Genomic DNA, 11319 nt, shown 5'->3' on the forward strand with positions numbered 1-11319 from the left:
CTTGAATAGACTGCTTGTGCGCACGTCGTCCTCCGTGGCTCGGTTTCCTGACTCTCAGACAAGCCAGTATCCCAAGCTCAGGGGCGACGTGCGTAACTCATTCAGGGCGGATTCTCACCCACACATGTGTCACAAGATCCCTATTTCTTGGCGGATTCTCACCCACACATGTGTCACAAGACCCAGAAAAAGGCGGCTTCAAACTGACCCACTACCCGTCGAACACCGGGCCTTGAGCGAACATGTAACTTGTGTTACTTTGTCCCGAATCAATGGCGCCCACGGTCGGGTGGAGCAGCGTCGCTCCCCGCACTGCGGGCGTTGTCGTATCCTGGCGGAGGGCGTTCTCGCGTACGTGCTGGCAGCAGAAGGGTTCTTACTCGCACATGATGCTCGACTACGCGATACTCGGCGGTTTCGTAGTGATCGGCGCGCTGTTCGTGGCGGCGACCGTCACCGTCTCCAACCTGCTCAGTCCTTCGGCGCCATCTGAGGCCAAGGGGCAGATCTACGAGTGTGGTTCGACACCGGTCGGTCCACCCTGGGTGCAGTTCCGCATCGGCTACTACGTCTACGCGCTCCTCTTCGTTGTCTTCGACATAGAGACGGTCTTCCTCTACCCGTGGGCTGTGGTCTTTGGCAAGGCCGGTATCTTGATTCTGATTGAGATGGTCATCTTCGTATCGATTCTCGCTCTGGGTCTCGCGTACGCGTGGAAAGAGGGGGCGCTCAGGTGGCGATAGACCGCTTGACCGGGGAGCACTCCCTCGCGTTCATCCGTAGTGAGCAGCTGTTCGACACCGCGCGCGCGAATTCGCTGTGGTACCTCGCGTTCGGCATCGCGTGTTGTGCGATCGAGGGTCTTATGCACGCTTCGGGGCCGCGGTTCGACTTCGACCGCATGGGCGTGTTCTTCCGGGCCTCACCGCGCCAGGCCGACGTGATGATCGTGGCGGGTACCGTCAACCACAAGATGGCGGAGACGGTGCGCATGCTTTACGACCAGATGCCCGAGCCCAAGTGGGGAGTGGCCATGGGCGCGTGCGCCTCGACCGGCGGGCCGTTTCGCGAGTACCCGAACGTCGCACTGGGGGTCGACAAGGTCGTCCCGGTCGATGTCTACATACCGGGGTGTCCTCCACGTCCGGAGTCCGTGCAGTACGGCTTCATTCAACTCCAGGACAAGATCAAGCAGCGGACGGAGGAGCGCCTTGCTGCCCGACGCGACCGTTCTTAGCCACATACTGGCCGGCGCTGGCGTCGGCGGCGCGGAGGTCGATCGAAGCGGCCCCGGGATGATCGTCCGCGTGGACGCAGCCGACGCGCCCGTGGCACTCGCGGCGCTGAGGAGCGGCGACCTCGACTTCCGCATGCTGCTCGACTTCTTCGGCACGGACACCGGCGAGGATATCGAGATCACCTATCATCTCAGGTCCTTCACACGCGACGAGGAGGTCTACGTCAAGACCACGTTGCCTTACGACGGCGAGCTCACGTCCGTGTGGAACACGCATCCTTCGGCGCTGATGCCCGAGCGCGAGACGGCGGAGCTCCTCGGCCTGGTCCTGTCGGGGCACCCGAATCCCAAGCGGCTCTTCACAACCGATGGCGTGGCGCCCCTGCTTCGCAAGAGCGTGCCGATCCGTTCTCCCGAGGAGGTGAGGAACCGGTGAACGATCCCCGGAGCCTCATCGCCGAAGTGGGGCTGCTCGCTGCCGAGGGCACGCACGACCCCGGACTGCCGCCGGCGGGGCTCAAGCGTGCACCGCGAGGCGTCGACGGGCTCACGACCGAGCATCTCATCATCAACATGGGCCCCCAGCACCCCTCCACGCACGGCGTCTTGCGTCTCATCATCGAGGTCGACGGCGAGGAGGTCGTTGCGGCCGAAACCTCGCTCGGCTACTTGCATCGTGGCATTGAGAAGCTGGCGGAAAGCCGCCGGTTCAACCAGCTCGGCACGCTCATGGACCGCGGCGACTACGTCTCCGGCATGCACGGCGAGCAGGCAGCGGCGCTTGCGACCGAGAAGCTGCTCGCGGTCGAGGTCCCGCGCAAGGCCGCATGGATTCGCGTGCTCGTCGCAGAGCTCACGCGCATCGCGAGCCACCTCGTGTGGTTCGGGACGTTCGGCCTGGACACCGGTGCGATGGGGCAGTTCCTCTACGCGATGCGTGACCGCGAGGCGCTCCTCGACATTCTCGAAGCCATCAGTGGCCAAAGAATGATGTTCAACTACATTCGCCCGGGTGGAGTTCTTGCCGACTTGCCGGTTGGAGTCGATGCGGCGATCATCGCGTTCTGTGACAGCTTCGATCGCTACCTCGAGGAGCACCACGCACTTCTTGGCGGGAACGAGATCTTCCAACACCGCGTCAAGGGAATCGGCGTCATCGACCGCGACACGGCCGTGGCGTTCGGTCTCACCGGCGCGAACCTTCGCGCAGCGGGACTCGGCTTCGACGTGCGCCGGGACCGCCCATACGACGCGTACCCGGAGATGGAGTTCGACATTCCCGTCGGCGCCGTCGGTGACGCGTGGGACCGCTATATGGTCCGCATGGAAGAGATGCGCCAGGCTGTCCGGATCGTTCGCCAGTGCGTCGCGGGGATGCCTGACGGTGAGTTCATGGCGAAAGTGCCCAAGGTGCTGCGGCCCGCCGCCGGTGAGGCCTACGCCTCGGTCGAGTCGTCTCGCGGCGAGACCGGCGTGCACATCTTGTCGGACGGATCCGACACACCCTACCGCTACCACTATCGCGGCCCGTCGCTCTTCGCCGCGCAGGCGCTCGAGGAGATTTTGCCGGGGCACCTGCTCGCCGATGTCGTCATGATCATCGGCTCGACCGACATCATGCTCGGGGAGGTGGATCGGTGAGCCCGGCGCTGGTGGTCATATTGCGCATTGCTGCCGCCCTCGGGCTAATGCTCGCCAACGGTGTCGTGCTCATCTACATGCTGCGCAAGGTCCTTGGCCATCTGCACGTGCGAATCGGCCCCGCGCATGTGGGCCCGAAGGGCATTCTGCAGACCACGATGGACGTGCTCAAGCTCCTGACCAAGGAAGACATCACGCCGAGCGCGGTCGACAAGGCACTCTTCTTCATCGCGCCCGCGGCGGTGTTCGTCCCCTCGCTCGCGGCCTACGCCGCACTGCCGTTCGGCGGCACATGGCGCATCACGAACCTCGACACCGGACTGCTCTACACGTTCGCTGCGCTCTCGCTCGTGCCGATCGGGATACTGATGGCCGGGTGGGCGAGCGCGAACAAGTGGTCGCTCCTTGGCGGGATGCGTGCCGCAGCGCAGCAGATCGCCTACGAGGTGCCGCTGTTGCTGTCGGTCCTGCCTATCGTGATGTTCACCGGCACGCTCAACCTCGGCGAGATCGTGCAATCGCAAGGGGGCCTGTGGCTCGGCGTGGTCCCGCGCTGGCACATCACGTTCCCGCTGTTCTGGCCGACGTTCCTCATCTTCTGCATCGCGGCACTCGTCGAGCTCAACCAAACACCGTTCGACATGTCCGAGGCGGAGTCCGAGCTCGTCGCGGGCTTCGCGTCCGAGTACTCGGCGATGAAGTTCGGACTGCTGTTCCTGTCGGAGTTCTCGAACCAGTTCATCGTCTCGGCGCTGGCGGTCGTGCTCTTCTTCGGCGGGGGGATGATCCCGTGGGCGCCGCAGTCGTGGTACGCGGCGGTGCCGATTCTCGCCCCGGCGGCGTTCATCATCAAGACCTACATCGGGATCTTCGTGATGATGTGGATTCGCGGGACTTTCCCGCGCGTGCGTATCGATCAGCTCATGTCGCTCGGGTGGAAGTGGCTTATCCCCGCGTCGCTCGGGTGGATCCTGGTCACGGGTCTGATCGTGAAGCTCACGCAGGGGGTGGGCTGACGATGTGGGGGACCGGACTACTCAACGGACTGCGCATCACCCTGCTGAACATGATGCGCGGGCCTATCACCGTGAGGTACCCCTACGAGAAGCTCCAGCTTCCCGAACGTGCACGTTGGGCTGTACAGCTGAAGCTCGCCGAGGACGGATCGCACACGTGCACGGCATGCATGACCTGCGTGCGCATCTGCCCCGACCACATCCTCGACCTCGAGATCACGACCGCCGAGGACAAGTCGAAGCACATCGACCGGTTTCTCTACGAACTTGGCGCATGCATGATGTGTGGGTTGTGCGTCGAGGCGTGCCCGTTCGACGCGATCGAGATGGGGCAGGACTACGAGCTCGCGGTGACGGACCCCGCGCTGCTCGTCACGAGCCTGATCGAGGACGTCGATGCGGCCTCGCCGCGGCGCGACAAGGTGGTGAACGCCGATGGCTGAGACGGTGAACGCGGTCGCATTCGGGTTGCTCGCGCTCGCTGCGGTGGGCGGTGCGATCGGCGTGCTCTCGTCGCCCAACGTCGTGCATGCCGCATTCTGGCTCCTCGAGTTCATGCTCGCGGTGGCCGGGCTGTTCCTGCTGCTTTCGGCGGAGTTCCTCGCGCTCGTGCAGGTACTCGTCTACGCCGGGGCCGTGAGCGTCTTGCTCCTGTTCGTCGTCATGCTCACACTGCGTCGTCGCGAGGACGCGATTCGGCCGGCGGACGCGTCGCTGCCCGCCGCCGCGCTGGCGGCCGTCTTCTGTGGCATGGTGTTCGTGGCACTCGCACGATTCGTTCCCGCTATCGCTCCGATGCCCGAATCGGCTCCGGACACCGCCGCTCTCGGCATGGAGCTCTTCACCAAATGGGTGTTGCCGTTCGAAGTCGCCTCCCTCGTCCTTCTGGTCGCCCTTGTGGGCGCCGTATGGTGGTCGAAGGAGGTAGAGGAGTAGATGCAGGTGGGACTGGGAGCGTTTCTGGGGCTTGCCGCCGTGCTGTTCTCGCTCGGTCTCTATGGCGCGGTGTCCAAGCGCAGTGCCGTCATGGTGCTCATGTCGCTGGAGATCATGGCGGTGGCCGTCAACCTGAACATGGTTGCGCTGTCTCGCTGGATAACCCCGACCGAGATGACCGGCCAGTTCTTCTCGATATTCACGATGGTGGTTTCCGCGGCCGAGATCGGGCTAGGCCTCGCTCTCGTACTCGCGATCTACCGCCGCTCGCGTTCTGTCGAACTGTCCACTATGGAGAGGCTGAAGGGTTAGCGTGGGCTACGTCGCCGCCATACCTCTGCTTCCGGCACTTGCGTTCGTGGTGCTGGCTCCGATGTCACGTGCGATGCGCAACAAGGCGCGATGGGTGTCCGTGGCCGCCATCCTCGGCGCACTCGGGCTGTCGGTTGCAGCCTTCGCGAGCGTGTGGCCGGGCGGGCACGCGGGCGAGCCGGTCTACCACGCGTCGATGACGCTCGCCACCCTCGGCGGCGTGCCACTCCAGGTCGGCATCATGCTCGACGCGGTATCTGCCGCGATGCTCATCGTGATCACGGTCGTGGGTGCATGCGTGCAGGTGTACTCGCTGGGATACATGCACCGCGACGAGCGCGTGGGCTGGTACTACGCCGCGCTCTCGCTATTCACGGCGGCCATGCTGCTGCTCGTGCTTGCCGACAACTTCCTGCTGCTGTACGTGGCGTGGGAGATCATGGGGCTGTGCAGCTACCTGCTTATCGGCTTCTGGCACGAGCAGGAGGCTCCGCGCAAGGCGTCGATGAAGGCGTTCATGACGACGCGGGTGGGCGACATCGGGTTCGCGATCGGGCTGTTCGTGATGTTCGCGACGGTCGGCTCCTTCGGTTTCGCCGACGTGCTCGGCGCGCCCGAGACCTGGGCTCCCGGAGTCGCCACCGCCGTGGCCCTGCTGCTCCTATTTGGCGCGATGGGCAAGTCCGCCCAGGTGCCGCTGCATGTGTGGCTGCCCGACGCGATGGCTGGCCCCACTCCCGCCTCGGCCCTCATCCACGCGGCAACGATGGTTGCGGCCGGCGTGTACCTCGTGGCCCGCGCATTCCCGATCTTCGAAGCGAGCGCGACGGCACTCACCGTCACACTGTTCGTGGGCGCGACGACTGCGCTCGTAGGCGGTTTGCTCGCCGCGGTGCAGCACGACATCAAGAAGGTGCTCGCGTACTCCACGATCAGCCAGCTCGGCTACATGTTCGTCGCACTCGGCGCCGGCGGGGCGGTCGCCGGGCTGTACCACCTGGTGACGCACGCCTTCTTCAAGTCGCTGCTGTTCCTTGGCGCAGGCGTGATCATCCACGCGTACCACACGCAAGACATGCGGGAGATGGGCGGTCTGCGCCGCTACCTCCCGTGGACCACGGCCACCTTCACAGTCGGCGCCCTGGCGCTCGCGGGCGTACCCCCGCTCGGCGGCTTCTGGTCCAAGGACGAGATACTCACCGTGCTGTGGCACGAGCACCACTACGTCACATGGGCGATCGCGCTTGGCGCGGCCTTCGTGACGGCGTTCTACGTCGCGCGACTGTGGTTCCGTGTCTTCGCCGGGCCCAAGCAGACCGAGGAGCTGCACGAAGGCCACAAGGAGATGATCCTGCCGATGGTTCTGCTGGCATCGATCACGGCGGTCATCGGGTTTTTCGGCCCCCGTCTCGGTGAGTTCCTTGGCCACGAGATTCCTTGGCCCGACCCGTTTATGGCGGGTATCTCGGTGACCGTCGCCGCGAGCGGGCTCGCGCTCGGGTGGTGGGCGTACGGGCGGCCCGGCGTTGTGCTGAACACACGCTCGCTGAAGAGCCGCGCTGGATACGGCTACGAGATGCTCGCGCAGAAGCTCTACTTCGACCTGACGTACGAGACCTTCATAGTTCGTCCCTACATGCGCCTGGCCGCCTTGCTCTCGCGGTTCGACGCGCACGTCGTCGACGGAGTAGTGAACGGCACGGGCGAGCTGTGGCGCAGAGTCGCCGGGATGAGCTCGGTGTTCGACATCGGCGTGATCGATGGCGCGGTCAACGGCGCCGCCGGCATGGTCAAGTCCCTGGGAGTACGTGCACGACGCATCCAGGGTGGACGCATACAGACGTATCAGAGACTGGCCGTGGGGGCGCTCGTGGCGCTGCTGGTACCCCTCGTGCTGTGGATCGTCCTGAAAGGGGCGTAAGGCCGATGCTGCCACTCCTGACAACGATCGTGTTCCTGCCGCTCGTGGGCGCGGCTGTGACCGCGCTTCTGCCCAAGAGCAGTCCAGACCTGCCAAAGAAGGTCGCTCTCGGCTTCTCCTTGGCTGACCTGGCACTCGCGATCTGGATGCTCGTACGGTTCGACGTGGCGGGTGGATTCCAGTTCGTCGAGAAGGGGGCATGGGTGCCGCAGGCGGGCATCCAGTACTTCCTTGCCGTCGACGGGATCTCCGTGGTGCTGGTGGCGCTTTCAGCGCTACTCGTTGTACTTTCGATCCTTGCGAGCTGGAAGATCGACGACAAGCCGGCGTTCTACTTCGCGATGATCCAGCTGCTCGCGGTCGGCATGAACGGCGTGTTCTGCGCGCTCGACTTCGTGCTGTTCTACGTGTTCTGGGAACTCGTGCTCGTACCGATGTACTTCCTCATCGCCATGTGGGGCGGTCCGCGCCGCCAGTATGCGGCGATCAAGTTCTTCCTCTACACGCTGTTCGGTTCCGTGTTCATGCTCGTGGGCATTCTCGCGCTCTACCTGCACCCGGCGGGCGGGACGTTCGACATGCTGAGGCTCGCCGAGGCAGGCGCCGCTGGAGCACTTCCGCTCGGGTTCCAGTGGTGGGTATTCGCGGCGTTCTTCCTGGGCTTTGCGGTGAAGGTACCGGTGTGGCCCTTCCACACCTGGCTGCCGGATGCGCACGTCGAGGCCCCGACGGCCGGATCGGTTCTGCTTGCCGGCATACTCCTCAAGATGGGCACATACGGCTTCGTGCGCGTGTCACTGCCCATCCTGCCCGACGCGGCGCATTCCTGGTCTTGGTTCCTCGCGCTGCTTGCGGCGATCTCGATCATCTACGGGGCGGCTGTGGCATTCGCCCAGACGGACCTGAAGAAGCTCGTCGCGTACTCCTCGGTCTCGCACATGGGCTTCGTCATGCTCGGCGTGGCGGCGATGACTCCCGAGGGCATCAACGGCGCGGTCGTGGTCATGGTCGCCCACGGCCTCATCACGGGCATGTTGTTCCTGCTTGTGGGCATGGTCTACGAGCGGACCCACACACGCATGATCGCTGACGTCTCGGGTCTCTCGACGCAGATCCCGGTCGCAGCGGGACTGCTCGCTTTCGCGAGTTTCGCATCGCTCGGTCTGCCGGGGCTCGCCGGATTTCCCGGGGAGTTCCTGACGCTTCTCGGCGCGTGGAAGTCGACCATGGCGCGCGGCTACGTGATCGCCTCGGCGGTCGGGGTTCTGCTCGCTGCGGCCTACATGCTATGGATGGTGCAGCGCGTCGTCCTTGGCGAGCCAAGCAAGGCGGTCGCGGGACTGCAAGATCTCTCAGGGCGCGAGATCGCGATCCTCACACCGCTCGTGGTGCTCATCGTCGGTCTTGGCGTCTACTGGTCGGGACTGCTCCGATTCATCGATCCGGCCGTCAGTGCGCTGCTTGCGGGAGTGGGAGCGTAGATGCAGGGGTACTGGCATCTGGTCCCCGAGGCCCTGGTTCTCTCCGGAGCGCTACTTGCGCTGTTTGGCGAGTTCCTGCCCGGTCGTGACCGTGGCACCGCACTCATCGGCGCCGTTCTCGCGGCCATCGCCGGCGTACTCGTGGTGGTGCAAGGTTCGGGTGACCCCTTCCTCGGAGGGATGCTGCAGCCTGATGCCCAGGCCGCGTTCATCCGTGCGGGTGCTGCTGGCGTGACCGCGCTTTGGCTGCTGTGGCTGTCCGGCCGGGGGATGTCGGGCGAGCGGTCGCGCGACGCTGTGGCGCTCGCGATGTTCTCGGCGTCGGGCGGCATGCTGATGGCGATGTCGGCGGACCTGATCACGCTCTACATGGCGCTGGAGCTCTCGACGATGCCCGCCTACGTCCTCATGGGATACCGCCGGGGCGACGAACGCGGCCTCGAAGGCGCACTCAAGTACTTCCTGCTCTCGCTGCTCACCTCGCTGATCATGCTCTACGGTCTGTCGTTCGTGTACGGCATCTCGGGTACGACCCTCTTCTCCGAGATCTCACTGGCGGGATCCGGAGCGCTCGGCGCGGTCGCCGCGTTACTCGTGCTCGCGGGTCTGTTCGCCAAGATGTCGGCGGCTCCGTTCCACTTCTGGGCACCCGACGCCTACGCGGGCGCTCCCGCCGCAAGCGTCGCCTTCGTCTCGACGGTGCCCAAGATCGCAGGCACCGCAGCGATGGTGCGCCTGATCGCCATGCTCGCTCCCGGTGTCGAGGGGCTCGCCACGGTGATCGCGATCGTGGCGGCCGCATCGATGCTCCTTGGCAATCTGGCGGCACTGCCGCAGGGCGACATGCGTCGTCTGATGGCATACTCCGGCGTCGCGCATTCGGGCTACCTCGTCATGGCGTTCGCCGCAGGGACGCCGCTCGGCTACCACGCGGCGATCTTCTACGCCGTCGCGTATGCGGTTCCCTCGCTTGCGATCATGCTCGTGGTCGCCGAGGAGGGCGACCGGCTCGACGACCTTGGCGGGCTTGCGGCGCGACGCCCGTGGGTGGCCTGGGGCATGGTTGTGTGGCTGCTGTCGCTCATCGGCATCCCGCCGCTGGCCGGCTTCTTCGGCAAGTTGTACCTGTTCTCCGCAGCGATTGACGCGGCCTGGTACTGGCTCGTCGTCGTGGCGCTCATCGCGAGCGTAATCTCGGCTGGCTACTACTTCCGCCTGATTCACGCTATGTTCTCTGGGACACGGGAGAATCCACCAGCCGAGGAGACCGCGCCCACCCCCGCCGCGAGCCTTGCGCTCATGCTGGCCGCAGTGGCGACGGTTGCGGTGGGAGTCGCCGCGGGTCCGCTTCTCGGCTTCCTGGGGCTCTGAAACCGCCGCGAGCTGTGGCTCACGTGCGTGGATCCGGCTATCGCTACCCGGCCGTGGCAGCTGCCCGGTCTTCCGGAGACATCGCCGCGAGGCGCTCGACCTCGGCGACATCGACACCGACGCCCTCGGCCACGCGTGTTCCGTACTCGGGATCGACCTTGTAGAAGACGGCGCACTGGCGGAGCCTGATCCGTTCCTGCGCGTTCTTCAGATGGCCGACGACATTGCCCACTAGGTGGTCGCGGTCCTCGTCGGTCATCACGTCGCGGAAGAGCGCTCTGGGCTGGACGAAGTCGTCGTTGGGGTGCGGATAGGCCGTGCGTCCCGTCGAGCCCGTGACCGGCATGCCGGGGTCGGCGGCACTCGGGTCCGGACCTGCTCCACCTTGGCTGTTGGGCCAGTAGTTCGGTCCCACGCCGCCGTTGTCGTCGAATCGCATCGCTCCGTCGCGCTGGTAGCTCGACATCGGCGCATTCTTGGGTGCGTTGATCGGCAGCAGATGGTAGTTCGGGCCCAGGCGGTGCAGATGTGTGTCGTGGTAGCTGAACAGGCGCCCTTGCAGCATCTTGTCTGCCGATGGGCCGATTCCCGGGACGAAGTTGCTCGGGTTGAACGCTGCTTGCTCGACTTCGGCGAAGTAGTTCTCGGGGTTGCGGTTCAGCACCATGCGCCCGATCGTCATCGGCGGGTAGTCTGCGTGCGGCCACACCTTCGTGATGTCGAGGACGTCGAAGCGGTAGCCCTCGGCCACGGCCACGGGCATGATCTGCATCTCGAGACGCCAGGACGGATAGTCGCCGCGCTCGATCGCCTCGAACAGATCGCGGGTCGCGTGGTCCGGATCGCTTGCCTTCATCGTGTCAGCCTCGGCCGCCGTGAAGTTCTTGATGCCCTGCTCGGTCTTGAAGTGGTACTGCACGTAGAACTGCTCGCCCGCAGCGTTGGACCACACGTACGTGTGGCTGGAGTAGCCGTTCATGTTGCGGTAGGTCGCAGGTGTGCCGCGGTCGGAGAACAGCACCGTCACCTGATGGACCGACTCGGGTGTGAGCGAGAGTAAGTCCCAGAACATGTCCGGGTCTTTGAGGAACGTGCGCGGATTGCGCTACTGGGTGTGGATGAAGTCAGCGAACTTGAGTGGATCGCGGATGAAGAAGACGGGCGTGTTGTTGCCCGTCATGTCGTAGTTGCCCTCCTCGGTGTAGAACTTGATCGCGAAGCCGCGTGGGTCGCGCTCCGCATCGGCGGATCCCTTCTCGCCACCAACGGTTGAGAAACGCGCGAAGACCTCGGTCTTCTTGCCGACCTCCGAGAGGAATGCCGCCTTCGTGTACGGCGTGACGTCGGCCGTCACCTCGAAGTACCCGTGTGCACCTGCGCCCTTGGCGTGCACAACGCGCTCGG

11 protein-coding genes and 1 pseudogene are annotated in these 11319 nt (G+C 65.0%); 11 read left to right on the forward strand and 1 reads right to left on the reverse strand.

The genetic code is table 11. The features are described from left to right. The first annotated feature begins 389 nt into the window (after nucleotides 1-389). The 11 genes from Q8K99_08880 to Q8K99_08930 are packed head-to-tail and all read left to right on the forward strand — an operon-like array spanning nucleotide 390 to nucleotide 9915. On the forward strand, nucleotides 390-743 hold the full coding sequence (locus tag Q8K99_08880; protein ID MDP2182667.1) for an NADH-quinone oxidoreductase subunit A: 354 nt from the start codon (nucleotides 390-392) through the stop codon (nucleotides 741-743). Beyond that, on the forward strand, nucleotides 734-1237 hold the full coding sequence (locus Q8K99_08885) for an NADH-quinone oxidoreductase subunit B family protein (GenBank protein ID MDP2182668.1): 504 nt from the start codon (nucleotides 734-736) through the stop codon (nucleotides 1235-1237). Before Q8K99_08880 ends, Q8K99_08885 begins: the two co-directional genes overlap by 10 nt. Then, nucleotides 1212-1673 (forward strand): NADH-quinone oxidoreductase subunit C, encoded by a 462-nt coding sequence (locus Q8K99_08890; protein ID MDP2182669.1) that lies wholly within the window; start codon nucleotides 1212-1214, stop codon nucleotides 1671-1673. The genes Q8K99_08885 and Q8K99_08890 overlap by 26 nt, the downstream gene beginning before the upstream one ends. After that, entirely contained in the window at nucleotides 1670-2878 is a 1209-nt protein-coding gene (locus Q8K99_08895) for an NADH-quinone oxidoreductase subunit D (GenBank protein ID MDP2182670.1), read from the forward strand. The genes Q8K99_08890 and Q8K99_08895 overlap by 4 nt, the downstream gene beginning before the upstream one ends. Further along, nucleotides 2875-3894, forward strand: a complete 1020-nt coding sequence (locus Q8K99_08900) for an NADH-quinone oxidoreductase subunit H (protein MDP2182671.1) — start codon at nucleotides 2875-2877, stop codon at nucleotides 3892-3894. The genes Q8K99_08895 and Q8K99_08900 overlap by 4 nt, the downstream gene beginning before the upstream one ends. Nucleotides 3895-3896: 2 nt before the next feature. Continuing rightward, nucleotides 3897-4337 (forward strand): 4Fe-4S binding protein, encoded by a 441-nt coding sequence (locus tag Q8K99_08905; protein ID MDP2182672.1) that lies wholly within the window; start codon nucleotides 3897-3899, stop codon nucleotides 4335-4337. Further along, a complete protein-coding gene (locus Q8K99_08910; GenBank protein MDP2182673.1) occupies nucleotides 4330-4830 on the forward strand; it encodes an NADH-quinone oxidoreductase subunit J in 501 nt (166 codons plus the stop codon). The genes Q8K99_08905 and Q8K99_08910 overlap by 8 nt, the downstream gene beginning before the upstream one ends. Next, nucleotides 4831-5142: an NADH-quinone oxidoreductase subunit NuoK gene (gene nuoK, locus Q8K99_08915; GenBank protein ID MDP2182674.1), complete on the forward strand. Its 312-nt coding sequence runs from the start codon at nucleotides 4831-4833 to the stop codon at nucleotides 5140-5142. A gap of 1 nt (nucleotide 5143) precedes the next feature. Continuing rightward, nucleotides 5144-7063, forward strand: a complete 1920-nt coding sequence (nuoL, locus tag Q8K99_08920) for an NADH-quinone oxidoreductase subunit L (protein ID MDP2182675.1) — start codon at nucleotides 5144-5146, stop codon at nucleotides 7061-7063. 5 nt (nucleotides 7064-7068) lie between these two features. Beyond that, nucleotides 7069-8544, forward strand: a complete 1476-nt coding sequence (locus Q8K99_08925; GenBank protein MDP2182676.1) for an NADH-quinone oxidoreductase subunit M — start codon at nucleotides 7069-7071, stop codon at nucleotides 8542-8544. Beyond that, complete coding sequence (locus tag Q8K99_08930) at nucleotides 8545-9915, forward strand: NADH-quinone oxidoreductase subunit N (GenBank protein ID MDP2182677.1); 1371 nt, start codon at nucleotides 8545-8547, stop codon at nucleotides 9913-9915. A 43-nt stretch (nucleotides 9916-9958) separates the two neighbouring features. Here the strand turns inward: Q8K99_08930 and Q8K99_08935 are convergent. Next, nucleotides 9959-11319: pseudogene (locus Q8K99_08935) on the reverse strand (catalase).

Source organism: Actinomycetota bacterium (genome assembly GCA_030682655.1).
Classification (GTDB): domain Bacteria; phylum Actinomycetota; class Coriobacteriia; order Anaerosomatales; family JAUXNU01; genus JAUXNU01.

Bases quoted from the DNA above. Each gene is read 5' to 3' on its own strand.
- Q8K99_08910 (MDP2182673.1), top strand. From the start codon at position 4,330: ATGGCTGAGACGGTGAACGCGGTCGCATTCGGGTTGCTCGCGCTCGCT.
- Q8K99_08880 (MDP2182667.1), top strand. From the start codon at position 390: ATGCTCGACTACGCGATACTCGGCGGTTTCGTAGTGATCGGCGCGCTG.
- nuoK (MDP2182674.1), top strand. From the start codon at position 4,831: ATGCAGGTGGGACTGGGAGCGTTTCTGGGGCTTGCCGCCGTGCTGTTC.
- Q8K99_08930 (MDP2182677.1), top strand. From the start codon at position 8,545: ATGCAGGGGTACTGGCATCTGGTCCCCGAGGCCCTGGTTCTCTCCGGA.
- Q8K99_08925 (MDP2182676.1), top strand. From the start codon at position 7,069: ATGCTGCCACTCCTGACAACGATCGTGTTCCTGCCGCTCGTGGGCGCG.
- Q8K99_08905 (MDP2182672.1), top strand. From the start codon at position 3,897: ATGTGGGGGACCGGACTACTCAACGGACTGCGCATCACCCTGCTGAAC.